Here is a 24,281-nt window from a genome sequence, read left to right as displayed (position 1 = left end):
ATAATTTTTTATGAGCAGTAGTATTTAATGCTTGCGCCACTGCCATAGGGGGCGCATCGTGCGGGAACGGAGATGTATTGGAGATGGCATATCCTGTCTGCGGGGCAGGCATTGTCGTCATCGGTATCGCCAGCGGAATTTACGGCATTGATGGCATCGCGGTAATTCTCATCGGCATCGTTGCGTTCATTTTCACGCCAACTGATAATGATGCCCAATTGTCTGCGGTTGCTGTCATCGGTTTCGCCGGGCGCTAGAAAGATATTGGCCTGTCCGAGTGGGAGATTTCTTACGGATTGTTTCCAGGCCCATATGTCATAGTCGGCTTGCTCCTTAGGTTCGCAGCCGGTGGCGCAGGCGTCATCAGGTGGCCCATCGTCGCTATCACCATCGCCAAAGCCGGAAACGTATTCGTTGATTTGGGTCAGGGCATTGGGATTGACACGCATGCGCTCACTCAGATCTTCAATCAAGCGAATGGCTTGAGCACGGCGCACGGTAGTTTGAGTGTCCGTCAGCGTGCGCATTTGCATACCAAGAATGCCAAGAATGCCCAGCATGGAAATTATCAAAGCAACCAAGGATTCGAGCAGGGTAATACCGCGCTGGCGACGATAAAGGGCAGGTATTGATGAATAGTGGTATTTCATAATTGTTTCTTGCAATCAATTTCGCCGGAAAGGGTGCGAATCCGGCCACCAGAGGCCATGCACAGGGTTTTGGTGTCGTTCGAGCTGACACCGGAGGAGGCAGGCAGCAGGGTAAAACTCAAGGTGTTGTTGCCATTGGTCATGCCATAACGGTCAAATTTCAGGCTTTTGCCTGAGGGCTTGCGCATGACGTTCACGTCGCCTGATAGGCGCACTTCTTGCAGCTTGGGGTCTTTGGTGGCGTGGCAGGTGCCGTTGTTGTCCTTGTCATGGCAGATGACCCAGCCGCAGCCCCATTCCTGGGTGGTGCTGGCGTTTTGGCAACCACCTGCGGTGTTGGCATATTTCTCCATGGTGATGTTGCCGCCCCGTTTGATGGCTTCGGAGCGAGCGTAGTACAGCGAGTTTTCCAGGTCGCTGGTCGCTTGGTGAACACGCCAACGTTCAAACAGGGGGCGAAAGCTGGGGGCAGCAATGGCAGTGAGCACGCCCAGCACGGCCACAGTGACCATCAGCTCTACGTTGGTAAAGCCTTGGGTTAGCAGATGGGAGGGATAGCGGGGATGCTGCACGGCGGAACCTCTATGGAGTAGGGTCGGGAGCGGGCGGTGGAGTGCAACTGCCGTTGCCCGGCAGGTGCCGGACATGCCCACTGGAGTTGATGCAGACCCGGACGGCGCTAGCATCGTTTTTGTCCTTGCCTGTGGGGGTTAGCAGAAAATCGGCGGCTGGGGTGATGACACCCCAGCGATCCAGTGCGAGTTCGGTGGCATCGCTTTCTTCGTTGATGGCCAAGCTGGTGGATGCGCTAGTTGTTTGCAGCAGTTCATCGTCGCCATCGGCATCGATGCCATTGACTTCCCAGCCGTTGGCCCAGTCATCGTCAATGACGCTAATCGTGACCCCACCGCCGCGCTTGATGGCCTCGGAGCGGGCGTAGTAGAGGGTCGATTGCAATTCTTCGGCTGCGCCGCGTACGCGCCAGCGTTCCATGAGCGGGATGAAACTGGGGACGGCAATGGTGGCCAATACGGCAAGGATGACGATGGTCACCATCAGCTCAATGAGGGTGAAGCCTTGTTGTTTTCTGGGGGATCGAGGGGAGTTCAGCATTTGGGTGCCGACTATAGGTAATGGCTCCCAAGGTGTTTCATGGTGCTGGATGAGCGGTAGCCGGGGCAGGATGAGCGGCTGCGTAGGGGGGGGATGGGGGGATGTGATGGGATGTGCTGTGGAAGGGAGATGTGTAAATTCCGCCACTTGATGGATGAATTTACACCTATGTATCCACGCAATATCGAAAATTTCGCGCGTAAAAAAACCGCCAGGGCGTGCGCCGTGGCGGTTTTTTGGGAAGTTGCAGATAAGTAATTGATTACTTGATCTTGGCTTCCTTGTACTCGACGTGTTTGCGAGCCTTGGGGTCGAACTTCATGATCGACATCTTTTCAGGCGTCGTCTTTTTGTTCTTGGTGGTGGTGTAGAAGTGGCCGGTGTCAGCAGTGGAGACCAGCTTGATTTTTTCGCGTCCGCCTTTGGTAGCCATGACTATTTCTCCTTGAAGTTAGCTAGAAATTAAGCTTGGCCACGGGCACGCATGTCGGCCAGGACGGCGTCGATGCCGTTCTTGTCGATCAGACGCAGGGCGGCGCTGGAGACGCGCAGGCGCACCCAACGGTTTTCGCTTTCGACCCAGAAGCGCTTGTACTGCAGGTTGGGCAGAAAGCGGCGTTTGGTTTTGATGTTGGAGTGGGAAACTTTGTGACCCACTGCAGGCTTTTTGCCTGTTACTTCACATACGCGTGCCATGAGGACACTCCGATTCAAGTTTTACAGTGGCCAGCATGGACTGCCGGCTACCTCACCTCGCCATTGTGGGTGGCGGTAACCCATGCTGCCAAGCGGTTGGGGCGCAAGTAGCAAAGCCGCGCATTATAGCGTGGAGTTGGGTTTATGTGGTTTGATGCGTGCGCAACCACTCCTGGAGGGCGTCGGCCATGCGTGTTTGCCAGCCTGGCCCGGTGCTTTTAAAGGCGGCAAGGACGGAGTTGGGGACACGCAAGGAGATGGCTGTTTTTGGCTCCCCTTGAACGGGGCGGCCACGTTTGCGTTCAATCGCTGCTGCGATGGCCTGGGTTTGCTCTTGGGCCTGCTGGTTGTTGACGAGGGTTTGGCGCACACGGCCCCAGTCGCTGGCGGATTGCCCTTGTTTGCGTGCCTCGCGCATTTGTTCACTGGTCAGGGAAGTTGTTTTCAAGCCAGTCATAGTAAGCACTCCTTTCGCTTGCATGGGCTGGGCGTAAGCTGATGATGCGGTTGCGTTTGCCACGTTGAACAAACGCAACGGACAGCACCATCAATACGTCAAACACATAGGCCAATGCTTGGTGACGGGGCTCGTCTTTGCGCGAGCTCTCCCTGATCCAGACAAATTCACTTTCCATGACCAGATCGGCATCTACGAAGTCAATGCCGTGCTTTTCCAGATTGGCGCGGCGCTTGGCCTCATCCCATTCATAGATCATGGGTGGTGATTATTGTATATACAAAACAATTCGGCAGTCGCTTACTCCTGCTGCTCCAAAAACCGTTGGGCATCCAGCGCGGCCATGCAGCCGGTGCCGGCGCTGGTGATGGCCTGGCGGTAGACGTTGTCCTGCACGTCGCCGGCGGCAAAGATGCCGGGCACGCTGGTTTGCGTGGCAAAGCCTTTGTGGCCGCCCTGGGTGACGATGTAGTTGTTTTCCATGGCCAGTTGGCCGTTGAAGATTTCGGTATTGGGCGCGTGGCCGATGGCGATGAAGCAGCCTTGCAGGGCGATGTCTTCGGTGTGGCCGTCCTGGGTGCTCTGGATGCGGATGCCGGTGACGCCGCTGGCCTCGCCCAGCACTTCCTGCAGGGTGAAGTGGGTTTTCAGGATGATCTTGCCTTCCTGCACCTTGGCCATGAGTTTGTCCACCAGGATGGGCTCGGCAGTGAATTTGTCGCGGCGGTGCACCAGGGTGACGGTGCTGGCGATGTTGGACAGGTACAGCGCCTCTTCCACGGCGGTGTTGCCGCCGCCGATGACGCAGACGGGCTGGTCGCGGTAGAAGAAGCCGTCGCAGGTGGCGCAGCCGGAGACGCCCCGGCCCATGAACTCTTCTTCGGAGGGCAGGCCCAGGTATTTGGCCGATGCGCCGGTGGCGATGATCAGGCTGTCGCAGGTGTAGGTGCCGCTGTCGCCGGTGAGGGTGAAGGGGCGCTTGGAGAAATCGACCTGGTTGATGTGGTCGAAGACGATTTGCGCCTCGAAACGCTGGGCGTGTTCCAGAAAGCGCTGCATCAGTTCCGGGCCTTGCACGCCGTTGACGTCGGCGGGCCAGTTGTCGACTTCGGTGGTGGTGGTGAGCTGCCCGCCCTGGGCCATGCCGGTGATCAGGACCGGGTTCAGGTTGGCGCGGGCGGCGTAGATGGCGGCGGTATAGCCTGCCGGGCCGGAACCGAGAATTAAAACCTTGGCGTGCTGGGTGGTGCTCATGGCGAAGTAATCCGTATACGTTCTGAAACCGGACATTGTAGAAAGCTTGGCCGATCCTGGGGGTGCCCTGGGGTAAGCTTTCGCCTTCATATGAAAGATTCCTTCTCCTCTACGGCCTCCGCGCTGGCTGCGACCCCGACACGCTTGGGGTTGGCGCGGTTTGGCCATGAAATGTGCCTGCTGGCCGGGCTGCTGGTGCTGATGTTCGGTGTGGCGGCGATGGTCAGCCATTCGCTGCTGGATCCGGCGTGGTCTACCTCGGGCGCTTCCGATACGGTGGTGCTGCACAACTGGATGGGGCGCCTGGGGGCACTGCTGGCCGATGCGGCCTATTTTGGTTTTGGTTTTTCCGTCTGGTGGCTCTGGGCCGTGGCGGTGTTTGTCTGGCTGCGCTCGTTCTGGCGCTGGATCACGGGGGCCGGGATGTTGATCCCGACCCTGGGGCAGCGTTTGCAGTTCTGGCTGGGGCTGCTGGTGCTGCTGGGGGCCGGTTGTGCGCTGGAGTGGAGCCGCCTGTACCGCTTCGAGGATGCCCTGCCCGGCCATGCCGGCGGGGTGCTGGGTTATATGCTGGGCGTGGGCGGGATGCGCTGGCTGGGGTTTACCGGCTCCGGCGTGGTCGGCATTTTGGCGATGGTGGCGGCGCTGGGCTGGGTGTTCGATTTCTCCTGGGGCGCATTGGCCCAGAAGATCGGCACCGGGCTGGATACGCTGTGGCTGAAGCTGCAGGCGCGGCGCGAGCAGGTGCGCGATACCGCCCAGGGCAAGCAGGCGGCACGGCAGCGGGCGCAGGATGTGCAGCACGACAGCCCCGCCCACCATGACCCGGTGGTGATTGCACCGCCGCCGCAGGCCGTGGCACCGAGCGAGCGGGTGTTCAAGGAGCGTCAGCAGCCGCTGTTCAAGGATGCGCCGGCCATGCCGACCGAGGGGTTGCCGCAGGTGGATTTGCTGGACGCTGCCCCGGCGCACCAGGAAAGCGTGGCGCCCGAGACGCTGGAGATGACCAGCCGCCTGATCGAAAAAAAGCTGCGTGATTTCGGCGTGGACGTGGTGGTGGTGCAGGCCACGCCCGGCCCGGTGGTCACGCGCTACGAAATCGAACCGGCCACGGGCGTGAAGGGCGCCCAGGTGGTGAATCTGGCCAAGGACCTGGCACGCAGCCTGAGCCTGGTGTCCATCCGCGTGATCGAGACCATTCCCGGCAAGACCACGATGGCGCTGGAGCTGCCCAACGTGCGGCGGCAGACCATCCGCCTGTCCGAAGTGCTGGGGTCGCAGATTTACCACCAGGCCAAGAGCCTGCTGACGATGGGCCTGGGCAAGGACATCGAGGGCAAGCCGGTGGTGGCCGACCTGGCGAAGATGCCGCATGTGCTGGTGGCGGGCACCACGGGTTCCGGCAAGTCGGTGGGCATCAACGCCATGATTCTGTCGGTGCTCTACAAGGCCGAGGCCAAGGACGTGCGCCTGCTGATGATCGACCCGAAGATGCTGGAAATGTCCGTCTATGAAGGCATTCCGCACCTGCTGGCCCCGGTGGTGACGGACATGAAGCAGGCGGCCAACGGCCTGAACTGGTGCGTGGCCGAGATGGAAAAGCGCTACAAGCTGATGAGCAAGCTGGGCGTGCGCAATCTGGCCGGGTACAACGCCAAGATCGACGAAGCCCATGCCCGCGAGGAAAGCATCGGCAACCCCTTCAGCCTGACGCCGGAGCAGCCCGAACCCTTGCAGCGGCTGCCGCACATCGTCATCGTCATCGACGAGCTGGCCGACCTGATGATGGTCGTCGGCAAGAAGATCGAGGAGCTTATCGCCCGCCTGGCGCAAAAGGCGCGGGCGGCGGGCATCCATTTGATCCTGGCCACCCAGCGTCCCAGCGTGGACGTGATCACCGGCCTGATCAAGGCCAACATCCCCACGCGCATTGCCTTCCAGGTCAGCAGCAAGATCGACAGCCGCACCGTGCTCGACCAGATGGGCGCGGAAAGCCTGCTGGGCATGGGCGACATGCTCTACATGGCCAGCGGCACCGGCCTGCCCGTGCGCGTGCACGGCGCGTTTGTCAGCGACGAGGAAGTCCACCGCGTTGTGGCGTATCTGAAGCAGCAGGGCGAGCCGGACTACATCGACGGTGTGCTGGACGCTGGCGGCGGCGACGACGGCCTGGGCGGCGACCCGGGCGAAGGCGGCGCGGGCAGCGGCGAGCAGGACGCGATGTACGACCAGGCCGTGCAGGTCGTGCTGCAAGATCGCAAGGCCAGCATCTCCTATGTGCAGCGCAAGCTGGGCATTGGCTACAACCGCTCGGCCAACTTGCTGGAACAGATGGAAAGGGCCGGGTTGGTCAGTGCCCTCACGGCCAGTGGCAAGCGCGAAGTGCTGGTGCCTGCCCGCCCGGAATAAGGAAAATCTTGTTATGAAAAAACTTGTCGTTGCTGCCCTGGCGGCCCTGTCTGCCGCCCTGGCGCCCGTTGCCCCGGCCTGGGCCGATGGCCTGGCCAGTCTGGAAACCTTTGTGCGCAGCGCCAAGGCCGGCACTGCGCAATTCACCCAGACGGTGACCAGTCCGGCCAAGGCCGGCCAGCCGCCGCGCGTGCAGACCAGCGGCGGTAGTTTCAGCTTTCAGCGGCCCGGCAAGTTCAAGTTCGTCTACACCCGGCCCTTTGCCCAGACCATCGTGGCCGACGGGCAGACGCTGTGGCTTTACGACGAAGACCTGGAACAGGTCACCCGCCGCCCGCAGGGCGATGCCCTGGCCGGCACCCCGGCTGCGCTGCTGACCAGCGTGCAGGACATGGCGGCGCTGCGCAAGGATTTCACCCTGCAGCCGCAGCCGGACGCCGATGGCCTGGAGTGGGTGCAGGCCATGCCGAAGAACCACGATGGCCAGATTCAGCAATTGCGGGTGGGCTTTACCGCGCAGGGCGGTTTGGCTGCGCTGGAGATTTTCGACAGCTTTGGCCAGCAATCGGTGCTGCGGTTCGAGCAGGTGCAACTGCGGTCCCACTTGCCGGCAGGCGATTTTCAATTTCAGCCGCCCCAGGGGGCAGGGGTGGTTGAACAATAAGATAGCTTGTTCCGCTTTATTGATAAAGGCTTTGGGTATTTATATGCCCAAAGCCTTTTGTTTTTGTGCGGAGACAGCTCATTTTTATTTCCAATAACAATATCAATTTATTGAAGTCGAGGGCTAACGCCAGTGCGTCCGTGCCCGAAAAAGAAGAAAAATCAGGCTTTTAAAGCAACGCTTTGCTTTTGTCGCAGGGCGGTTTTTTGCCATGGAGGTGATCTATGTCGAAGATGACGGTAGGGACTCGGTTGGCTTTGGGGTTTGCCTTGGTGATTGTGGCCGGGGTGATCATGGCTGCGGTGGGAACGGTGCAGCTGATCGGTATCAAGAATGACACGAAACTGCTGATTGAAAGCCGTATGGTCATCGCCAATCAGTTTGCCCAGGTGTCTGGTTTCGTGAACGTGCAGGGGACGTCGATACGCAATTTCTTGCTGTCGATCGACCCCCAGGATCGGGAGGCCGAAAAGCGCAACGTTCTGAAGAACCGCGAGGCCAATCGCCAGCTTCTGCAGGAGCTGGAAGCCAAGGTCCGCCTTGCTGCGGGCAGGGAAGCGCTGGGCAAGCTCCAGGACGTGCGCCAGCGGTATGAGCCGGTCATCGACAAAATCATCGCCCTGGATGAGGAGGGGCAGAAAGATGCCGCCCGCCAAATGCTGCGCCTGGAAGCCCGGCCTATTCTGGGGTCGTACTTTGCCCTGGTGAACGAGGCCATCGCGGTGCAGCAGAACGACATGAAGGCCCTGGCCGAAAGCATCGAGAACACCGCCGACCGCACCGCCGTGGTGCTCTTCATCGTCGCGGCGATTGCCACCGTGGCCGGAGCCTTCACCGCGTGGCGCCTGACCCGCTCGATGACCCATGCTCTGGGCGGCGAACCCGATACCGCCGCCCATGTCGCCAGTGCCATTGCTGCGGGCAATCTGGCGGTGGCCGTGCCCGTCAGGTCGGGCGATGGCACCAGCCTGATGGCCCATATGGAGCAGATGCGCGAAGCGCTGGCCCGGGTGGTCGGTCAGGTGCGCCAGGGCAGCGAAGCGGTGGCCGGGGCCAGTGCCGAGATCGCCCAGGGCAACCAGGATTTGTCGGCCCGCACCGAATCGCAAGCCAGCGCCCTGGAGGAAACCGCTGCCTCGATGGAGGAACTGGGTTCCACCGTGCGCCACAACGCCGACAACGCCAGCCAGGCCAACCAGCTGGCCCAGCAGGCCAGCAGCGTGGCCGTGCAGGGCGGTGCGGTGGTCGAGCAGGTGGTGGGCACCATGCGCGGCATTGCCGAGGCCAGCCACAGGATTGCCGACATCATCGGCGTGATCGACGGCATTGCCTTCCAGACCAACATCCTGGCGCTCAATGCCGCCGTGGAAGCGGCCCGCGCCGGGGAACAGGGCCGGGGCTTTGCCGTCGTGGCCAGCGAGGTGCGGGCCCTGGCCGGGCGCAGCGCCGAGGCGGCCAAGGAGATCAAGTCCCTCATCACCGACAGCGTGCAGCGTGTCGAGCAAGGCACCCAGCAGGTCGATCAGGCGGGCAGCACCATGCAGGAGGTGGTCGCTGCCATCCGCCGCGTGACCGATCTGGTGGGGGAAATCAGCGCCGCCAGCAGCCAGCAAAGCGCCGGTGTGGGCCAGGTGGGCGAAGCCATTACGCAGATGGACCACGCCACCCAGCAAAACGCTGCACTGGTCGAGGAAATGGCCGCCGCAGCCGCCAGCCTGCGCAGCCAGGCCGCCGATCTGGTGCAGGCCGTGGCCGTGTTTCAGCTGCACGCTGGGGCGCAGCCCGCCAAAGCCCGGGCGCCGGTTGCGGCCCCTGCCGCTGCATCCGCCAAGCCTGCGCCGGTTGCCGCCCCTACCCCTGCGGCCAAGGCCGTGACGGCGGCGGCACGCAAGCCTGCCACGCACCAGCCCGTTGCGGCCCCGCCAGCGGCCACCGCCGCCAGGGCGTTGCAGCGTCCTGCCGCCAAGCCTGTGGCCCCGTCTTCTGCCGGGTCGGGAGACGATTGGGAAAGCTTCTGAATTGCTAGCTTTTTCCGCAAATAAATAAAGGGATTCAGATCATTTTCTATCTGAATCCCTTTGTATTTCAGCGGTAAAAGCTTTGTTTTTTATAGTCTCAGGTGTTCGGCCAGCGCCGTCATCTTTTGCGTCACCTCGGCATCCATGGCGATGACGCGGCCCCACTCGCGCTGGGTTTCGCCCGGCCACTTGTTCGTCGCGTCCAGCCCCATCTTGCCGCCCAGGCCGCTGACCGGCGAGGCAAAGTCCAGGTAGTCGATGGGTGTGTGTTCCAGCAGCATGGTGTCGCGCACCGGATCCATGCGCGTGCTCATGGCCCAGATGACTTCCTTCCAATCACGCACGTCGATGTCCTCATCGACCACGACGACGAACTTGGTGTAGAGGAACTGGCGCAGGTGGCTCCACACCCCCATCATCACGCGCCGGGCATGGCCTGCGTAGGCTTTGCGGATGCGCACCACCGCCATGCGGTAGCTGCACGCCTCGGGCGGCAGGTAGAAGTCGATGATCTCCGGGAAGGCGCGTTGCAGCAGCGGCACGAACAGCTCGTTCAGCGCCAGCCCCAGCATGGCCGGCTCGTCCGGCGGCTTGCCGGTGTAGGTGCTGTGGTAGATGGCGTCCTGGCGCCGGGTGATGCGCTCGACCGTGAAGACGGGGAACTCGGCGCACTCGTTGTAGTAGCCGGTGTGGTCGCCATACGGCCCTTCCAGCGCGTGCTGCCAGCCGCTGGGGTGGTGGGGGTCGGGGTGGATGTGGCCTTCCAGCACGATCTCGGCGCTGGCGGGCACTTGCAGCGGCACGGTCATGGCGTCGGCCACTTCGGTGCGGGCGCCGCGCAGTAGACCGGCAAACTGGTATTCCGACAGCGTATCCGGCACCGGCGTGACCGCGCCCAGGATGGTGGCCGGGTCGGCCCCGATGGCTACCGCCACGGGGTAGGGCTGGCCGGGGTGCAGCTTGCCATGCTCGGCAAAATCCAGGGCGCCGCCCCGGTGCGCCAGCCAGCGCATGATGAGCTGGTTCTTGCCGATCACCTGCTGGCGGTAGATGCCCAGGTTCTGCCGCTTCTTGTTCGGCCCGCGCGTGATGGTCAGGCCCCAGGTGATGAGCGGGGCCACGTCGTCGGGCCAGCAGTGCTGGATGGGCAATGTGCCCAAATCGACGGCATCGCCTTCGATCACCACCTCCTGGCAGGGCGGGCGGCGCACCATGCTGGGGGCCATGCTCCACAGGGTCTTGATCAGGTCGCGCCGCCCCCACAGGTCTTTCATGCCGCGTGGCGGCTCCGGCTCTTTCAGTTGCGCCAGCACTTCGCCAAAGGCGCGGATTTCCTCCAGCCCCGCCACGCCCAGGGCGCGGGCCACCCGTTGCGGTGTGCCGAACAAATTGGCCAGCACAGGCATCCGGTGGCCGGTGGGGTTTTCAAACAGCAGCGCCGGGCCGCCCGAGCGCAGCACGCGGTCGGCCAGCGCGGTCATTTCCAGGTGGGGCGAAACGGGGGCGCTGATGCGGCGCAGTTCGCCCCGGCTTTCCAGTTGCGCGATGAAGTCACGCAGATCGCGGTAGTGCATTTTGAATAAGAAGTGATGGAAATGATGATGGGGACAGCGGTAGCAGCTACCAATTTATCTCCATCAACCGGCCACGGCAGGCGGTTGGAAGACACGCACCCTGGGGGCGATTTTTTCGCTCAGGGTGCGGGTGGCCACGCGCATGTCGTATTCGGTTTGCAGGTTCATCCAGAAGCGCGGCTCCATGCCAAAGAACAGGCCCAGCCGCAAAGCCGTGTCGGCGGTAATCGGGCGTTTGCCGTGTACCAGCTCGCTGATGCGGCTGGGCGGCACGTCAATATCGGCGGCCAGCAGACGGGCGGTGATGCCCATCGGCTTCATGAAGTCTTCCAGCAGGATTTCACCGGGATGGATTTCGTCGAGTAGTTCGGTCATGGTCATGCTCCCCTAGTGGTAGTCCACGATTTCGACCCGGTAGGGGCCATGTCGTGCCAGTGCTACAACCCCGCCCAGGGCGGGGCCAGTTGCTGCTCCAGCCCCAGCAGGTCGAGCACGCGGGCGATGCTGTGCTGCACGATGTCTTCCACGGTCTGCGGCTTTTGGTAGAAGGCGGGCACGGGGGGGCAGACGATGGCGCCCATTTCCGTCACGGTGGTCATGTTGCGCAGGTGGACGAGGTGCAGCGGGGTTTCCCGCGCCAGCAGGATGAGGCGGCGGCGCTCCTTGAGCATCACGTCCGCCGCGCGGGTGAGCAGGTTGTCGGCCAGGCCGTGGGCGATGGCCGCCAGCGTGCGCATGGAGCAGGGCGCGACCACCATGCCGACGGCGCGGAATGAGCCGCTGGCGATGCTGGCGCCGATGCTGTCGATGCCATGCACCACGTCGGCCAGGGCGTCAATGTGGGCACTGGCCTGGGCGCGTTCCAGACCCAGTTCGTGGGTGATGTTGAGCCAGCCGGCGTCGGAGATGATGGCGTGGGTTTCGATCTGCGGCTGCTGGCGCAGCGCCTGCAACAGCCGCACGCCGTAGATGGCCCCGCTGGCGCCGGAGATGCCGACGATGATGCGTTGGCGCGGCTCAGGCATGGGTGGCTTCGGGTTGGGGCAGAGGGTGGGCCTGCAGGTCGGCCTGGATGTGTTCCAGCACGGCGGCCGCCTGCTCGGGGTCGAAGTCCTGGTGGTTGCGCTTTTTCACGCCGTATTTGTGCAACTGGTAGTGGCGGGCCGGGGTGACGGCGTGGCGCTGCAGGCTGTTGCGCACGCATTCGAGCGGGCAGCCGTCCAGCGCCAGGATGGGGCGGCCCGAGGTGGCCAGTTTCACCAGTTTGGGCACGTCGCCCCCGACACCGGCGATGCAGGACATTTCCGCCATCCCGGTGCGATCCATGCGCACGGCGACGTGGTTGGCCAGCTGCGCGGCACTGGAGCAGCCGGAGCAGGAGTAGACCAGCGGCAGGGCAGCGCTGGCGGCATCGGCGAGGGGGGCGGTGTCGGTCATGGTCGGCTTCCGAACAAGGCGCTGAACGAGGGCAGGGCGGGCAATTGCCGGGCCAGGTGCGGGGCCTTGCGTTCCAGCACGGCGCGGGGGTGCCAGTGGCTGGGGTCGAGGACGGGCAGCTCCAGCGCGTCCAGGGCGTTTTTCACGACCAGGCCGAGTTCGGTATCGCCTTCCATGACAAGGCGGCGGTTGAAGAACAGGGTGTCCGGGTCCTGGCGGCGCTGGGCCAGCAGCAGGAAGTCCTGGGCGTTGGCGCGGATGGTCAGGTCGGCCTCGGCGTAGGGCTGGCTGGGGGCAAAGCGCTGGCCGTTCCAGGTGAAATCGAAGCCCAGCCGTGCATCGCGCACGCGGATGCTGATGCGCTTGCCGTGCAGGATGGCCTTCACGTCGTCCGGCAACTGCTTGGCCAGGGCGAAGTTGATGGCCGTCACCAGCAGCATCGAGCCGGGGTAGGCCGGCAGGCGGGCCAGCACGGCGCCCACCGGGGCGGGCAGGGTGAAGGGGGCGGGTGAGGTGGCGGTCATGGCAAGTCCTTGGGTTCCAGAGAATATTCCTGAGAGGGTCTTAGGCCGGGGCCAGGGCGGGTTCGACCAGCTCCATGCCGGGGCGGCCATGCCAGTAGCCATTACAGGAATCGGCCGGCATGAAGGGGCGCATGGCGCGGACGGTACAGGCCTCGGGCAGTGGAGCAGCAGTTTTGCGGGCCGCATCGAAGGCGGCCACGATGTCGGCCATGTGCTGCGATTGGGGCGACAGGCGCAGCACGTCCACGCCCAGGTCGGCCAGTTGGGGCACGTCGGCAATCAGGTTATGCACCTTGGCCGATTGGGTCTGGATGCCGTTGAGGGTGAGGAAAGCCTCGCCCTCGCGGCTTTTGAGCAGTTGGCCGTCGGCGTGTTCGATGCAGCGAAAGCCGCAGTCGTCCTTGGGCAGGTTGTAGTGGCGGGCGGTAAAGCAGCGGGCCGAGAAGGCCAGCGGCATCCGGCCATAGGCAAACACTTCGGTTTGCAGCCCGGCGGGACGGTTGGCCTGTAGTACGGCCAGGTCGCTGCTGCGCATCTCCAGCGGCATGACCCAGCGCGTGGCGCCCAGGCTGGCCATCCAGGCCAGGGCGTCCTGGTTGAACAGGTTGAGTTGCGCCCCGGCGACGAAGGGGCGCTTGCCCGCCAGGTTGTGCACGGCGCCCATGTCGCCCGCTTCGATGAGGAAGCCTTCTTCGCGCACGATCTTGTGCATGTCGGCCACGTCGCTGGTCGATTCCAGCAGCACCATGGTGCTGAGGACGACTTCCTTGCCGGCATCGCGCAGCATGTGGGCAATGTCCAGCCAGTCGCTGTGGCGCAGCTCGTGGCGGCGCGAGCAGACCACTTCGCCCAGGTAAACGATGTCCACCGGCGTTTGCGCCATGGACTGGTAGAACTCGAACAGCGTGTCGCGGTGCCAGTAGTACTGCACCGGGCCGAGGGATAACTTCATCATTGCAATCAAAAAATCGGGTTGAATCAGGTGCTGACCCTTGTAGGGAAAGCGCTGAAAGCTATAAAAACTGGTTTACTTCCAGGGCCGGTGGTAGGCGCCCAGGGTGTGCTGCTGGCCTTCGGCCACCTGGTCCAGGCTGGCCATCCACGCCGTCTTGGGGGCGTACAAATGGCCCTGCGCCATGCAGTGGTCGATGGCTTCGCGCCAGACCTTGGTGACCTGCGCCACGTAGGCCGGGCTGCGCTGGCGGCCTTCGATCTTGAAGGCCCGCACGCCCATCTTCACCAGCTGGGGCAGCAGCTCCAGGGTGTTCAGGCTGGTGGGTTCCTCCAGCGCGTAGTAGTTGCTTTCCTCGCCCACGTCGAACCGGCCCTTGCACAGCGTGGGGTAGCCCGCGTTTTCGCCGTGGCCGTATTTGTCGATCAGCACGCCGTTCAGGCGCGATTCGACCCCGGTGTCGGTGTCTTTCCAGCGCACGAACTTGGCGGGCGAACACACGCCATGCGTGTTCGGCGATTCGCCCGTGGCGTACGACGACAGGGCGCAGCGCCCCTCCACCATCACGCACAGGCTGCCGAAGCCGAACACCTCGATCTCCACGCTGGTGCGGTTGGCGACCTGCTTGACCTGCTCCAGCGACAGCACGCGCGGCAGCACCGCACGCTGGATGTTGAACTGCTGCTGGTACAGGTTGATGGCGTCGTGGTTGGTGGCCGAGCCTTGCACGGACAGGTGCAGGCGCAGTTGCGGGTGCCGGTCGGTGGCGTAGCGCATCAGGCCGGGGTCGGCCAGGATGACGGCGTCGATGCCCCAGGCCGCAGCGCGGTCCAGGGCCGAGCGCCAGGGCGCCGGGTTGCTGGCCTGGGGGTAGGTGTTCAGTGCCATCAGCACCTTGCGGCCCCGGTTGTGGGCGTAGGCGATGCCTTCCTGGATGGCTTTTTCGTCGAAGTTCAGGCCCGCGAAGTTGCGGGCATTGGTGGCGTCGCGCAGGCCCAGGTAAACGCAATCGGCACCGCCGTCGATGGCGGCTTTCAGCGCTGGCAGGCTGCCAGCGGGGCAGACCAGCTCGGGCGCTGGCGGCAGGGTCAAGGTGGGGCTGGAAGAAGCAGACATGGAGCAACCGCAATATGAAAAATCATTGAAATGTAGTTTTTTTGCCAACAAGATGACCTGATCTTTGTCAAATCTTGCCGGTGCGTTGTTGAGAAATTTGATCGGGATTGGTGCGAAAACATGCGGCCTCTACGGTGCGCACCCAGGCCGAAAGGCGAGTCTGGAAACATTTGAATACCCCTGCTGCCGGTGCCGGTGAAGGGTGTTTCTTTGATCTGATGCAAACCCATATCTAGTGTTTTGAAAATACGATAAACGCTACATATAGTGTTTTGGAGTGTTTATGTCCGTCGTGACCCCTACCGCAGCGCAGGCCAAAGTTCAAGCCGAGAGCCCCATCCAGGTGGATGTGGAAAGCGCCATCAACGAATACCTCACCCGTGCCGACTGGCGTGTGAACGCCAACGCCAACCAGGGGTATTCCCTGGGTGGGCTGATCCTGAACGTGGCGGGGAAAGTCACGGCCAACTACTGGCTCTCGCACGTCTACGCGCCGGAAATCGGCGAGGCGCACCGCAACGGCGACCTGCATATCCACGATCTGGACATGCTCAGCGGCTATTGCGCGGGCTGGTCGCTGCGCACGCTGCTGCACGAGGGGCTGAACGGCGTGCCGGGCAAGGTCGAGGCCGGGCCGGCCAGGCACATGAGTTCCGCCGTCGGGCAGATCGTGAACTTTCTGGGCACGCTGCAGAACGAGTGGGCCGGGGCGCAGGCGTTTTCCTCGTTCGACACCTATATGGCCCCGTTCGTGCGCAAGGACGGCATGAACTACGCCGAGGTGCGCCAGTGCATCCAGGAGCTGATCTACAACCTGAACGTGCCCTCGCGCTGGGGCACGCAGACGCCGTTCACCAACCTGACCTTCGACTGGACGTGTCCTGAAGATCTGCGCGAGCAGGTGCCGGTGATCGGTGGCGTGGAAATGCCGTTCAGCTACGGCGACCTGCAGGTCGAGATGGACATGATCAACCGCGCCTACATCGACGTGATGACCACGGGCGATGCCAAGGGCCGGGTGTTCACCTTCCCCATTCCTACCTACAACATCACCAAGGACTTTCCCTGGGAAAGCGCCAATGCCGACCTGCTGTTCGACATGACGGCCAAGTACGGCCTGCCGTACTTCCAGAACTTCGTCAATTCCGAGCTGGAGCCGCACATGGTGCGCTCCATGTGCTGCCGGTTGCAACTGGACTTGCGCGAACTGCTCAAGCGCGGCAACGGCCTGTTCGGCAGCGCCGAGCAGACCGGCAGCGTGGGCGTGGTGACGGTGAACTGCGCCCGCCTGGGCTATCTGCATGCGGGCGACGAGGCGGCGCTGCTGGCCGCGCTGGACCGCCTGCTGGAATTGGGCAAGCGCAGCCTGGAAGTGAAGCGGCGGCTGATCCAGCAACTGATGGACGAGGGGCTGTTCCCCTACACCAAGCGCTATCTGGGCACGCTGCGCAACCACTTCTCCACCCTGGGGGTGAACGGCATTAACGAGATGGTGCGCAACTTCACCCACAACGTGCATGACATCACCAGCGACTGGGGCCATGCCTTTGCCGTGCGCCTGCTCGACCATGTGCGCGAGCGCATCGTCGCCTTCCAGGAAGAAACCGGCCACCTCTACAACCTGGAGGCCACGCCGGCCGAGGGCACCACCTACCGCTTTGCCAAGGAAGACAAAAAGCGCTGGCCGGACATCCTGCAGGCCGGCACGCCCCAGCAGCCCTACTACACCAACAGCTCGCAACTGCCCGTGGGCTTTACCGACGACCCGTTCGAGGCCCTGGAGCGCCAGGAAGCGCTGCAAACCAAATACACCGGCGGCACGGTGCTGCACCTGTACATGGGCGAGCGCCTGTCCAGCGGCGCGGCCTGCCGGGAGCTGGTCAAGCGCTCGCTCACGCGCTTTCGGCTGCCGTACATCACCGTCACGCCCACCTTCTCGATTTGTCCCCAGCATGGCTATCTGGCCGGGGAACACCCGTTCTGTCCCAAGTGCGATGAAGAGCGCCTGGCAGAAAAACGTCGCCGCCAGCAGTTGCAGGCAGCGTGATGAAAACCATAGCTTCTACCGCTGGTAAAAAGGCATTTTCAGATACTTTTATCTTTAAAAACCAATGAACACAAGCGAAACAAGCTATCCCTTTATTCAATTGAAAGCAACCACCATGAATGCACTCTCTACCCCCGAAACCGCCGCCCTGACCGCTGCCGTGCAGCTGACCGATGCCGAACGTCAACCTTGCGAAGTCTGGACGCGCGTCATGGGCTACCACCGCCCGGTGGCCAGCTTCAACATCGGCAAGCAGGGCGAGCATCACGAGCGCCAGTTCTTCCGCGAACAGCGCTAACCCCATGGCCCGCCATATTGCATTGGGGGCCGCCACACTGCGCGTCAGCGGCCTGACGCGCATGACCAGCATCGACTTTCCCGGCAAGCTCGCTGCCGTGGTGTTCTGCCAGGGCTGTCCCTGGCGCTGCGGCTATTGCCACAACCCCGATCTGCTCGACGCCACCGCGCCTGCGGCCATGCAGTGGGGCGAGGTGCTGGCTTTCCTGCGCCAGCGCCAGGGGCTGCTCGATGCGGTGGTTTTCTCCGGCGGCGAGCCGTTGCTGCAACCCGGCCTGCTGGCCGCGTTGCAGGAGGTGCGCTCGCTCGGTTTTGCCACAGGCCTGCACACCGGTGGCATGTACCCCGAACGCCTGTCTGCCGCCTTGCCGCACCTCGACTGGGTGGGGCTGGACATCAAGGCGCAGGAAGCTGACTACGCCCGCATCACCGCCACCCCCGGCAGCGGCGCCAAAGCCTTTGCCGGCCTGCAATGCCTGCTCTTCAGCGGCGTGGCTTTCGAATGCCGTACCACCTGGCACCCCGGCCTGTTTCCCTTTGCCGACTTGCTGGCCCTGGGCCAACACCTGCAAGCCCTGGGCGTGCGCCATTGGGCGGTGCAGCAGTGCCGTACCCCCGATGTCGTACCGTGGCGCTGGACGGCAGAGTTGCAGGCGGTGCTGGCGCAAGGGTGGCACGGCTTTACATTGCGAAATTCATAAAATTGATGCAAATCAATCTTATTAACCATTGGCAACAATAGAATAGATGGATCTATTTTTCATCTTTTGCCATGTCCACCTTTGCCCGCTTTCATTTCGTCCTGCGCCCCCTTGCCTGGGCCGCTGCCGTCACCTGTATCGTCGCGCCTGGCTGGGTGGGGGCCCAAACGACGGCAGTGCTGCCCGACGTGACGGTGCGTGCCGGCCAGGAAGGCAGCCTGCCCCTGGCCCCGTCGGTCGAGCGCGAGCGCAAGCGCCTGGAAAAGCTGCCCGGCGGCACCAATCTGGCCCAGCCCCAGCAGGAAGGGCGCCTGGCTACCCTGCGCGATGCGCTGGACTACCAGCCCGGCATCGTGCTGCAGGACTTTTTTGGCGCCACCGACCAGCCGCGCCTGTCGATTCGCGGCTCGGGCATCCAGAGCAATCCGGTCAATCGCGGCGTGGTGTTGCTGCAGGATGGCCTGCCGCTGAATGAGGCTGATGGCTCCTTCGTCATCGGCACGCTGGAGCCGCGCAACGCCACCCTGGTCAGCGCCCGCCGGGGCGCGAACACCCTCACGCCCAGCGCGACCACCCTGGGCGGGGAGCTGGACTTCCAGTCGCTCACCGGCGCCGATCAAAAAGGCATGGTGCGTGCCGAAATCGGCAGCTTTGGCCGCAAAGCCCTGCAAGGGGCATTCGGCCTGGTCGGCCAGCAATGGGATGGCCGCGTGAGCGTGAGCAGCGACCGCTTCGACGGCTACCGCCACCACAGCGCGTCCCGGCGCGATGCGCTGCACGCCAACGTGGGCTTCCAAAGCGGCGGGGTGGAAAACCGCACCTATCTGTCCTACACCGATCTGGAATTTGAAATCCCCAACGTCGTGCCCAAAGACCGCGTGCATAGCGACCCCAGGGGCGTGATGGGCGATGGCAACACCCCGCAAGACGCCATGCTCAACATCTACAAGCGCGACCCCCGGCGCGAAACCCAGCAGCTGCGCCTGGCCAACCGCACGCGTTGGGGCAGCGACAGCCTGCGCCAGGAAGTGGGCGTGTACTGGCAGGACACGGACGACTGGTTCAAGGACCCGTTGATCAGCACCCGTACCGACAGCAACACCTTCGGGGCGCAGTGGCGTGCCGATGGACAGGTGGGCGCAGGCCTGCAATGGCATACCGCGCTGGCGTGGTCGCGCAGCGATATGGACAGGACGCTCCATGCCGTCAAGGGTACCGATGGCACTGATTTGCAGCGCTTTGGCGACTACGACCTGAAGGCGGAAAACCTGCAAGGCCAGGTGGGCGCCCACTGGCAGTTCGCCCCGGCCTGGAGCCTGGTCGGCCAACTGGGCTGGAGCCAGCAAAGCCGCGACGCTGCCAGCCGCCAGACCGGCCAGCGCCTCGATCAGCAATGGACGTTTGCCACCCCCAAACTGGGGCTGAACTGGCAGGTCACCCCCAGCACCCGGCTGTGGGCCAACGTCAGTCGCAGCCAGGAAGCGCCCACGTTCTGGGAAATCGTGGCGGGCGCAGTGCCCAACCCCGGCAACCCGACCACTGCCAACAGCAGCCTGACCAAGCTGAAACTGCAACGCGCCACCACCTGGGAGCTGGGCGGCCAGGGCCAGTGGGGCCAAGGCAATCACGCTACGCATTGGCAACTGGCGCTGTACCGCAGCCAGATCGCCGATGAGCTGATGAGCGTGACCGATGCCAACGGTCAAACCTCCACGACCACCAACTACGCAGGCGGCACCCGCCACCAGGGTATCGAGGCCGGGCTGAACGGCAGCTTTGTCCTGGGCCAGGGTGCCTTGGACTGGCGCGGTTCCTGGACAGTTAGCGACTTCCGCTTCAAGGACGGCATCTACGCCGGCAACCGCATCGCCGGCGTGCCGCGCCACTTGATCAATGCCGAAGTGCTGTGGCGCATCGCCACCCCCAGCGGCACCTGGCGCGTAGGTCCGAACCTGCGCTGGATGCCCAAGGACGCGCCCATTGACCACGCCAACATCGCAGGCAGCACGCAGGACAGCTATGCCCTGCTGGGCTTTAAACTCCAATGGAGCCAGGGCCCGTGGCAGGCGTACCTGATGGCGGAAAACCTGACCGACCGCCGTTACGCCAGTACCTTTGCCATCCGCAACAAGGCCCTTGCTACCGCCCCCGGCTATCTGCCCGGGTTGGGCCGCAGCGTTTCGGTGGGCCTGAACTACCAGTTCTAAAAAAGGATGTGTATGCCGCAGATGGATATGTTGAACCGCCGCCAGTGGCTGCAAGCCGGGGCGGCAGCGCTGGCCCCCGTGGCGGTGCCCGGCGTCTGGGCTGCCGGCCCGCTGCTGCCGCAACTGACGCTCTCTGGCCCGCCGGCCATCGTCTCGGCCCCGCTCATTCACATGGCGCAAAGCAACGCCCTGGCGGGCGTGGCGGCCAAGACGGTGTTCACCCCCTGGCGCGACCCCGACCAGCTGCGCGTGATGGCCATCGGCAAGAAGGCCGACATCCTGGCCATGCCCAGCAACGTGGCGGCCAATCTCTACAACCGGGGCGCGGGGGTGCAGCTGCTCAACATCTCCACCTGGGGGGCGCTGTGGATCGTCACCCGCGACGGCCAGCGCAAGACCCTGGCCGACTTCAAGGGCGAGGAAATCGCCGTGCCTTACCGGGGCGACATGCCGGACATCATGCTGCAACTGCTCACGGCCAAGCAGGGCATCAACGCCCAGCGCGACATGCAGCTGCGCTACGTGCCTTCGCCCATGGAGGCCATGCAGCTGCTGATCACCCGGCGCGTGCGCCATGCCTTGCTGGTGGAGCCGGGCGTCTCGATGGCGCTGCACAAAACCCACTCTTTCCCGGTGAGCGTGGTGGCGCCGGAATTGCACCGGGGGGCCGATCTGCAACAGGAATGGGGGCGGTTGTTCCAGCGTCCGCCGCGCATTCCGCAGGCCGGGATTGCGGCGGTGGGCGCGGTGCGCCAGCACCCCGAGGTGCTGGCCGCCGTGCAGCAGGCGTATGCCACCTCGGTCGTCTGGTGTCGGGCCAACCCGCTGGAATGCGGCAAGCTGGTGGCGCAGTACGTCGATCTGCTGACCCCCGAGGCCGTGGCCGATGCCTTGCCGCATAGCCAGTTGGAGGCAGTGCCGGTGGCTGCGGCGCGGGCGGATATCGACTTCTTCTACCAACAACTGTTTGCGCAAAATCCCAGCCTGCTGGGCGGCAAGCTGCCGGATGCCGGACTGTTCGGGGGCGTTTAGTGGCTTTGTTGTGGCGCTTGCTGCGCGGTATGCCCGCGTATCTGTGGAGTGGCTGGGGCGCAGGCGCCAGCCTTTTGCTTTTTATTGCCCTGTGGGAACTGGGCGCGGCGTATTACGGCGAACTCATCCTGCCGGACCCGCGCACCACCTTCGCCACCCTGGGGCAGTTGCTGCAATCGGGTGCGGCGTGGCCGCAGTTGTGGATTACCGCCCGCCGCGCCCTGACCGGGCTGCTGCTGGCCGTGGCCGTGGGGAGCAGCCTGGGGATGCTGGCCGGCCTGTCGATGACCGCCGCCATGATGGCCCGCCCCTGGGTCACGCTGCTGCTGGGAATGCCGCCCATTGCCTGGCTGGTGCTGGCCATGCTGTGGTTCGGCGCGGGCGACGGCACGCCGGTGTTCACCGTGTTCGTCGCCTGTTTGCCGGTGGTTTTCATCGGCGCCCTGCAAGGCACGCGGACCCTCGACCTGCATTTGAAGGACATGGCCCGCGCCTACCAGTTGCCCTGGCGGATGCGCCTGCTGGATGTCTACCTGCCCCATGTGGCGGCCTATTTGTTCCCGGCGTGGATCACGGCCCTGGGTTCGTCGTGGAAGGTGGCGGTCATGGCCGAACTGCTGGCCACCAGCGACGGCGTGGGCGCGGAGCTGGCCGTTTCGCGCTCGCACCTGGACATGGGCGCCTCGCTGGCCTGGATTTGTGCCGTGGTCGGTATTTTGTTGATTCTGGAGTACGGCGTGCTGGAACCCATCAAGCGCGAGCTGGAACGCTGGCGGGAGGCCGGGGCATGACGGGGAACACGCCTGCGCAATTGCGCGTCCGCGCCCTGCGCCATGCCTATGGCCCGACGGTGATTCTGGAAAACGTCGCACTGCGCGTACCGGCAGGCCGCACCGTGGCGCTGGTCGGCCCGTCCGGCTGCGGCAAGACCACGCTGCTGCACCTGTGCGCCGGGCTGCTGGAGGTGCAGGAGGGGCGCATCACCCAGCCCTTTGCGCCCACGGCGGTCATGTTCCAGCAGCCGCGCCTGCTGCCCTGGATGGCAGTGCTGGACAACATCGCCCTGGCCCTGAAAGCCCGGGGCATGGACAAGCGCCAGCGCCACGCCCAGGCGCGGCAGATGGCCCTGGCGCTGGGCCTGCCCGAACTGTCGCTGGCGCAATACCCGGCCGAGCTTTCAGGCGGAATGCAAAGCCGCGTGGCCCTGGCCCGCGCCCTGGTGCTGGCGCCCAAGCTGCTGCTGATGGACGAGCCGTTTTCCGCCCTGGACGTCGGCCTGCGCTACCAGCTGCACCAGTTGCTGCTGGAGCAGCAGGCGGCCAGCGGCATGGCCGTGCTGCTGATCACCCACGACTTGATGGAGGCCGTGCGCCTGGCCGACGACGTGCTGGTCATGGCCCCCAACCCGGGGCGCATCGTGGCGCACTACCAGCCTGCGGGCGCAGCGCTGGCACGCGGCGATGACCTGGTGTACCGCTGCGCTGCCGAGTTGCAGCAGCACCCGCTGGTGCGTGCGGCGTTTGAATTGCCGGGGACGGGGCAGGCGGCGGATTGTCCTCTGGGGCAGTGGCAGGATGTGGGGAATGGGAGGGATTCATAAAATTGATAGCTCTTTCCGATGATGTTTATTGGTTTATAGATATAAAGATATCTATAAATAAGTGTTTGTCAGCGGTAGAAGCTATTGTTTTATTTTTACGTGCTGCTGGCCGGGTCTCGCCCCGGCGGGCGACATCCTTTCTTGCACGCGCAAGAAAGGACGCAAAGAAAGCGCGTGGCGCGGCCTGTGCCGTGGAACTCGCTTCGCGCCCTGCGGGCGCTGCGCTCAGACAGCCACGGCAAATATGAATCGGTAAGGATATGCCTGTTCACAGGCTGCGCTTCTTCTTGGTGTTCTTGGTGTTTTTGAAATGATGAATCCTCAGTCTTCTCCCCTGGATCGCCAGCATCCTGTGTGGATATGTGCCATGCGCCCGTTTTTTCTGCTGGCGCTGGTCTGCGCCATCCCCTTGCTGCTGTGGTGGGGCGGGGTGCTGGCCTGGGGGTGGCCCGCGCCTGCCGTGGCGGGCGGGGCCATCGTCTGGCACGCGCATGAGCTGGTGCTGGGCTTTGCCGTCGCGGGTGTGGCCGGTTTTGCGCTCACGGCCCTGCCGGAATTCACGGGCGTGGCCTGCGGCACCTGCCGCCAGTTGCGCGTGCTGGTGGGGCTGTGGCTGCTGGTGCGGTTGGGGTTCTGGGTTTCCGGCTGGCTGGGTCTGCCGGCTTTGGCGCTGGCGGGGGCCAGCCAATTGGCGCTGCTGCTGGGCGTGGCCTGGGTGCTGCTGCCCGCGTTGAAGACCGCCACCGGGCGGCGGCACTGGGCGTTTGCCTGGCTGGTGCTGGCCCTGGCCGTGACCAGCGCCGGGTTCTACAGCGATGTCCTGCGCGGCTTGCCGGGCCTGCGCTGGCTGGATGCCACGGTGGGCGTGCTGATGCTGCTCATCGTCGTGGCGGCCAGCCGCATTTCGATGCGCATCGTGAATAACGCCATCGAGGAAATCACCCCCGGTGCCGACCCCTATCTGGCCCGGCCCCCCCGGCGCACCCTGGCGGCGCTGTGCATCGGTTTTTATACCGTGGCGGAATTTGTCGCGCCCTGGCAGCCGGTGACGGGCTGGCTGGGGCTGGCCGCAGCGGCGGCCATGCTCAACCTGCTCAACGACTGGCATGTGGGCCGCCCGCTGTGGAAAAAGCGCTTTCCGGCGCTGCTCTACGCCATGTACTGGTGCATGGCGCTGGGCTACGGTGCGCTGGGGGCGGCGCAACTGGGCTGGCTCGATGGCGGCAGCAGTGCCGGGCGGCATTTTCTGACCATGGGGGCCATTGGCCTGGGGATGTTCATCGTGCTGTCGATTGCAGGCCGCGCCCATGTCGGGCGGCCCTCCGACCCCGGCCCCTGGCTGGGCCTGGGCGGTGCCGTGCTGCTCGCCGCCACCGTATGGCGGGCCGCTGCCGCCGTGCTGGGCAGCAACGGCCTGGGGCTGGCCGTGGCGGCGGCGCTGTGGTGCATCGCCTTTGCCCTGCTGGCCTGGCGCGTGGCCCCGGGGCTATGGCTGGCGCGTACCGATGGCAAGCAAGGCTGCGCCGATTGAGG

The 24,281-nt window shown here is 64.0% G+C and carries 26 protein-coding genes; 11 read left to right on the top strand and 15 right to left on the bottom strand.

Features of this window, described 5'->3' with window-relative positions; genetic code table 11:
• Positions 1–8 precede the first annotated feature (8 nt).
• From pilV to trxB, 8 genes are all read right to left on the bottom strand, one after another.
• Positions 9–650: a type IV pilus modification protein PilV gene (gene pilV / locus ACFO3A_RS01460; protein ID WP_377723313.1), complete on the bottom strand. Its 642-nt coding sequence runs from the start codon at positions 648–650 to the stop codon at positions 9–11.
• Positions 647–1,222, bottom strand: a complete 576-nt coding sequence (locus ACFO3A_RS01455) for a GspH/FimT family pseudopilin (RefSeq protein ID WP_377723311.1) — start codon at positions 1,220–1,222, stop codon at positions 647–649. The genes pilV and ACFO3A_RS01455 overlap by 4 nt, the downstream gene beginning before the upstream one ends.
• A gap of 10 nt (positions 1,223–1,232) precedes the next feature.
• Positions 1,233–1,763: a GspH/FimT family pseudopilin gene (locus tag ACFO3A_RS01450; RefSeq protein WP_377723309.1), complete on the bottom strand. Its 531-nt coding sequence runs from the start codon at positions 1,761–1,763 to the stop codon at positions 1,233–1,235.
• Between the two features lie 262 nt (positions 1,764–2,025).
• Positions 2,026–2,196 (bottom strand): 50S ribosomal protein L33, encoded by a 171-nt coding sequence (gene rpmG, locus ACFO3A_RS01445; RefSeq protein WP_377723308.1) that lies wholly within the window; start codon positions 2,194–2,196, stop codon positions 2,026–2,028.
• A gap of 29 nt (positions 2,197–2,225) precedes the next feature.
• Complete coding sequence (gene rpmB, locus ACFO3A_RS01440; protein ID WP_377723306.1) at positions 2,226–2,459, bottom strand: 50S ribosomal protein L28; 234 nt, start codon at positions 2,457–2,459, stop codon at positions 2,226–2,228.
• Between the two features lie 142 nt (positions 2,460–2,601).
• Positions 2,602–2,916 (bottom strand): BrnA antitoxin family protein, encoded by a 315-nt coding sequence (locus ACFO3A_RS01435; RefSeq protein WP_377723304.1) that lies wholly within the window; start codon positions 2,914–2,916, stop codon positions 2,602–2,604.
• A complete protein-coding gene (locus tag ACFO3A_RS01430; protein WP_377723302.1) occupies positions 2,882–3,175 on the bottom strand; it encodes a BrnT family toxin in 294 nt (97 codons plus the stop codon). Before ACFO3A_RS01430 ends, ACFO3A_RS01435 begins: the two co-directional genes overlap by 35 nt.
• Positions 3,176–3,216: 41 nt before the next feature.
• Positions 3,217–4,170, bottom strand: coding sequence for a thioredoxin-disulfide reductase (gene trxB / locus ACFO3A_RS01425; protein WP_377723300.1), 954 nt, complete (start codon positions 4,168–4,170; stop codon positions 3,217–3,219).
• 90 nt (positions 4,171–4,260) lie between these two features.
• Here trxB and ACFO3A_RS01420 point away from each other — a divergent pair, with 90 nt between their 5' ends.
• From ACFO3A_RS01420 to ACFO3A_RS01410, 3 genes are all read left to right on the top strand, one after another.
• Positions 4,261–6,579, top strand: a complete 2,319-nt coding sequence (locus ACFO3A_RS01420) for a DNA translocase FtsK (protein WP_377723299.1) — start codon at positions 4,261–4,263, stop codon at positions 6,577–6,579.
• A 13-nt stretch (positions 6,580–6,592) separates the two neighbouring features.
• On the top strand, positions 6,593–7,243 hold the full coding sequence (lolA, locus tag ACFO3A_RS01415; RefSeq protein ID WP_377723297.1) for an outer membrane lipoprotein periplasmic chaperone LolA: 651 nt from the start codon (positions 6,593–6,595) through the stop codon (positions 7,241–7,243).
• 224 nt (positions 7,244–7,467) lie between these two features.
• Entirely contained in the window at positions 7,468–9,261 is a 1,794-nt protein-coding gene (locus ACFO3A_RS01410; protein ID WP_377723295.1) for a methyl-accepting chemotaxis protein, read from the top strand.
• 89 nt (positions 9,262–9,350) lie between these two features.
• Here ACFO3A_RS01410 and ubiD read toward each other — a convergent pair whose 3' ends face one another.
• The 7 genes from ubiD to ubiU all read right to left on the bottom strand — a co-directional run bounded on the left by ubiD (position 9,351) and on the right by ubiU (position 14,864).
• Positions 9,351–10,835: a 4-hydroxy-3-polyprenylbenzoate decarboxylase gene (gene ubiD, locus ACFO3A_RS01405; RefSeq protein ID WP_377723293.1), complete on the bottom strand. Its 1,485-nt coding sequence runs from the start codon at positions 10,833–10,835 to the stop codon at positions 9,351–9,353.
• Positions 10,836–10,898: 63 nt separating this feature from the next.
• Positions 10,899–11,210, bottom strand: coding sequence for a HigA family addiction module antitoxin (locus ACFO3A_RS01400; protein WP_377723290.1), 312 nt, complete (start codon positions 11,208–11,210; stop codon positions 10,899–10,901).
• Positions 11,211–11,272: 62 nt separating this feature from the next.
• A complete protein-coding gene (locus tag ACFO3A_RS01395) occupies positions 11,273–11,860 on the bottom strand; it encodes a UbiX family flavin prenyltransferase (RefSeq protein ID WP_377723288.1) in 588 nt (195 codons plus the stop codon).
• The gene (locus ACFO3A_RS01390) at positions 11,853–12,272 is read right to left on the bottom strand and encodes a putative zinc-binding protein (RefSeq protein ID WP_377723287.1); all 420 of its coding nucleotides are present in this window, start codon (positions 12,270–12,272) and stop codon (positions 11,853–11,855) included. Before ACFO3A_RS01390 ends, ACFO3A_RS01395 begins: the two co-directional genes overlap by 8 nt.
• Positions 12,269–12,796, bottom strand: coding sequence for a ubiquinone anaerobic biosynthesis accessory factor UbiT (ubiT, locus tag ACFO3A_RS01385; RefSeq protein WP_377723285.1), 528 nt, complete (start codon positions 12,794–12,796; stop codon positions 12,269–12,271). The genes ACFO3A_RS01390 and ubiT overlap by 4 nt, the downstream gene beginning before the upstream one ends.
• Positions 12,797–12,836: 40 nt before the next feature.
• Entirely contained in the window at positions 12,837–13,748 is a 912-nt protein-coding gene (locus ACFO3A_RS01380; RefSeq protein ID WP_377723284.1) for a U32 family peptidase, read from the bottom strand.
• A 75-nt stretch (positions 13,749–13,823) separates the two neighbouring features.
• Complete coding sequence (gene ubiU, locus ACFO3A_RS01375; protein WP_377723283.1) at positions 13,824–14,864, bottom strand: ubiquinone anaerobic biosynthesis protein UbiU; 1,041 nt, start codon at positions 14,862–14,864, stop codon at positions 13,824–13,826.
• Between the two features lie 283 nt (positions 14,865–15,147).
• Here ubiU and ACFO3A_RS01370 point away from each other — a divergent pair, with 283 nt between their 5' ends.
• From ACFO3A_RS01370 to ACFO3A_RS01335, 8 genes are all read left to right on the top strand, one after another.
• Positions 15,148–16,911 carry a ribonucleoside triphosphate reductase gene (locus tag ACFO3A_RS01370; protein WP_377723281.1) on the top strand — a complete coding sequence of 588 codons (1,764 nt, stop codon included), beginning with the start codon at positions 15,148–15,150 and terminating at the stop codon, positions 16,909–16,911.
• Between the two features lie 115 nt (positions 16,912–17,026).
• A complete protein-coding gene (gene nrdD / locus ACFO3A_RS01365) occupies positions 17,027–17,209 on the top strand; it encodes an anaerobic ribonucleoside-triphosphate reductase (protein WP_377723279.1) in 183 nt (60 codons plus the stop codon).
• A gap of 4 nt (positions 17,210–17,213) precedes the next feature.
• On the top strand, positions 17,214–17,909 hold the full coding sequence (locus ACFO3A_RS01360; RefSeq protein WP_377723277.1) for an anaerobic ribonucleoside-triphosphate reductase activating protein: 696 nt from the start codon (positions 17,214–17,216) through the stop codon (positions 17,907–17,909).
• 71 nt (positions 17,910–17,980) lie between these two features.
• The gene (locus ACFO3A_RS01355) at positions 17,981–20,116 is read left to right on the top strand and encodes a TonB-dependent receptor family protein (protein WP_377723275.1); all 2,136 of its coding nucleotides are present in this window, start codon (positions 17,981–17,983) and stop codon (positions 20,114–20,116) included.
• A gap of 21 nt (positions 20,117–20,137) precedes the next feature.
• Positions 20,138–21,148 (top strand): ABC transporter substrate-binding protein, encoded by a 1,011-nt coding sequence (locus ACFO3A_RS01350; protein ID WP_377723273.1) that lies wholly within the window; start codon positions 20,138–20,140, stop codon positions 21,146–21,148.
• Positions 21,149–21,222: 74 nt separating this feature from the next.
• Positions 21,223–21,939, top strand: coding sequence for an ABC transporter permease (locus ACFO3A_RS01345; protein WP_417286499.1), 717 nt, complete (start codon positions 21,223–21,225; stop codon positions 21,937–21,939).
• Complete coding sequence (locus ACFO3A_RS01340) at positions 21,936–22,748, top strand: ABC transporter ATP-binding protein (RefSeq protein WP_377723269.1); 813 nt, start codon at positions 21,936–21,938, stop codon at positions 22,746–22,748. The genes ACFO3A_RS01345 and ACFO3A_RS01340 overlap by 4 nt, the downstream gene beginning before the upstream one ends.
• Before the next feature lie 310 nt (positions 22,749–23,058).
• A complete protein-coding gene (locus ACFO3A_RS01335; RefSeq protein ID WP_377723267.1) occupies positions 23,059–24,279 on the top strand; it encodes an NnrS family protein in 1,221 nt (406 codons plus the stop codon).
• Positions 24,280–24,281: the final 2 nt, after the last annotated feature.

It is taken from the genome of Comamonas nitrativorans (genome assembly GCF_042654765.1).
GTDB lineage: Bacteria > Pseudomonadota > Gammaproteobacteria > Burkholderiales > Burkholderiaceae_C > Comamonas > Comamonas nitrativorans.
The sequence above is the reverse complement of the archived record's forward strand: the minus strand, read 5'-3'. Positions and strand labels throughout refer to the sequence as shown.

What these genes read in the sequence shown, in the direction of transcription:
- ACFO3A_RS01450 (WP_377723309.1), bottom strand. Translation starts at nt 1,763, where the DNA reads ATGCTGAACTCCCCTCGATCCCCCAGAAAACAACAAGGCTTCACCCTC.
- lolA (WP_377723297.1), top strand. Translation starts at nt 6,593, where the DNA reads ATGAAAAAACTTGTCGTTGCTGCCCTGGCGGCCCTGTCTGCCGCCCTG.
- ubiD (WP_377723293.1), bottom strand. Translation starts at nt 10,835, where the DNA reads ATGCACTACCGCGATCTGCGTGACTTCATCGCGCAACTGGAAAGCCGG.
- ACFO3A_RS01435 (WP_377723304.1), bottom strand. Translation starts at nt 2,916, where the DNA reads ATGACTGGCTTGAAAACAACTTCCCTGACCAGTGAACAAATGCGCGAG.
- ACFO3A_RS01355 (WP_377723275.1), top strand. Translation starts at nt 17,981, where the DNA reads ATGTCCACCTTTGCCCGCTTTCATTTCGTCCTGCGCCCCCTTGCCTGG.
- ubiT (WP_377723285.1), bottom strand. Translation starts at nt 12,796, where the DNA reads ATGACCGCCACCTCACCCGCCCCCTTCACCCTGCCCGCCCCGGTGGGC.
- ACFO3A_RS01395 (WP_377723288.1), bottom strand. Translation starts at nt 11,860, where the DNA reads ATGCCTGAGCCGCGCCAACGCATCATCGTCGGCATCTCCGGCGCCAGC.
- ACFO3A_RS01340 (WP_377723269.1), top strand. Translation starts at nt 21,936, where the DNA reads ATGACGGGGAACACGCCTGCGCAATTGCGCGTCCGCGCCCTGCGCCAT.
- ACFO3A_RS01400 (WP_377723290.1), bottom strand. Translation starts at nt 11,210, where the DNA reads ATGACCGAACTACTCGACGAAATCCATCCCGGTGAAATCCTGCTGGAA.
- trxB (WP_377723300.1), bottom strand. Translation starts at nt 4,170, where the DNA reads ATGAGCACCACCCAGCACGCCAAGGTTTTAATTCTCGGTTCCGGCCCG.
- ACFO3A_RS01350 (WP_377723273.1), top strand. Translation starts at nt 20,138, where the DNA reads ATGGATATGTTGAACCGCCGCCAGTGGCTGCAAGCCGGGGCGGCAGCG.
- nrdD (WP_377723279.1), top strand. Translation starts at nt 17,027, where the DNA reads ATGAATGCACTCTCTACCCCCGAAACCGCCGCCCTGACCGCTGCCGTG.
- rpmG (WP_377723308.1), bottom strand. Translation starts at nt 2,196, where the DNA reads ATGGCTACCAAAGGCGGACGCGAAAAAATCAAGCTGGTCTCCACTGCT.
- pilV (WP_377723313.1), bottom strand. Translation starts at nt 650, where the DNA reads ATGAAATACCACTATTCATCAATACCTGCCCTTTATCGTCGCCAGCGC.
- rpmB (WP_377723306.1), bottom strand. Translation starts at nt 2,459, where the DNA reads ATGGCACGCGTATGTGAAGTAACAGGCAAAAAGCCTGCAGTGGGTCAC.
- ACFO3A_RS01410 (WP_377723295.1), top strand. Translation starts at nt 7,468, where the DNA reads ATGTCGAAGATGACGGTAGGGACTCGGTTGGCTTTGGGGTTTGCCTTG.
- ACFO3A_RS01390 (WP_377723287.1), bottom strand. Translation starts at nt 12,272, where the DNA reads ATGACCGACACCGCCCCCCTCGCCGATGCCGCCAGCGCTGCCCTGCCG.
- ACFO3A_RS01360 (WP_377723277.1), top strand. Translation starts at nt 17,214, where the DNA reads ATGGCCCGCCATATTGCATTGGGGGCCGCCACACTGCGCGTCAGCGGC.
- ACFO3A_RS01420 (WP_377723299.1), top strand. Translation starts at nt 4,261, where the DNA reads ATGAAAGATTCCTTCTCCTCTACGGCCTCCGCGCTGGCTGCGACCCCG.
- ACFO3A_RS01370 (WP_377723281.1), top strand. Translation starts at nt 15,148, where the DNA reads ATGTCCGTCGTGACCCCTACCGCAGCGCAGGCCAAAGTTCAAGCCGAG.
- ubiU (WP_377723283.1), bottom strand. Translation starts at nt 14,864, where the DNA reads ATGTCTGCTTCTTCCAGCCCCACCTTGACCCTGCCGCCAGCGCCCGAG.
- ACFO3A_RS01430 (WP_377723302.1), bottom strand. Translation starts at nt 3,175, where the DNA reads ATGATCTATGAATGGGATGAGGCCAAGCGCCGCGCCAATCTGGAAAAG.
- ACFO3A_RS01380 (WP_377723284.1), bottom strand. Translation starts at nt 13,748, where the DNA reads ATGAAGTTATCCCTCGGCCCGGTGCAGTACTACTGGCACCGCGACACG.
- ACFO3A_RS01335 (WP_377723267.1), top strand. Translation starts at nt 23,059, where the DNA reads ATGATGAATCCTCAGTCTTCTCCCCTGGATCGCCAGCATCCTGTGTGG.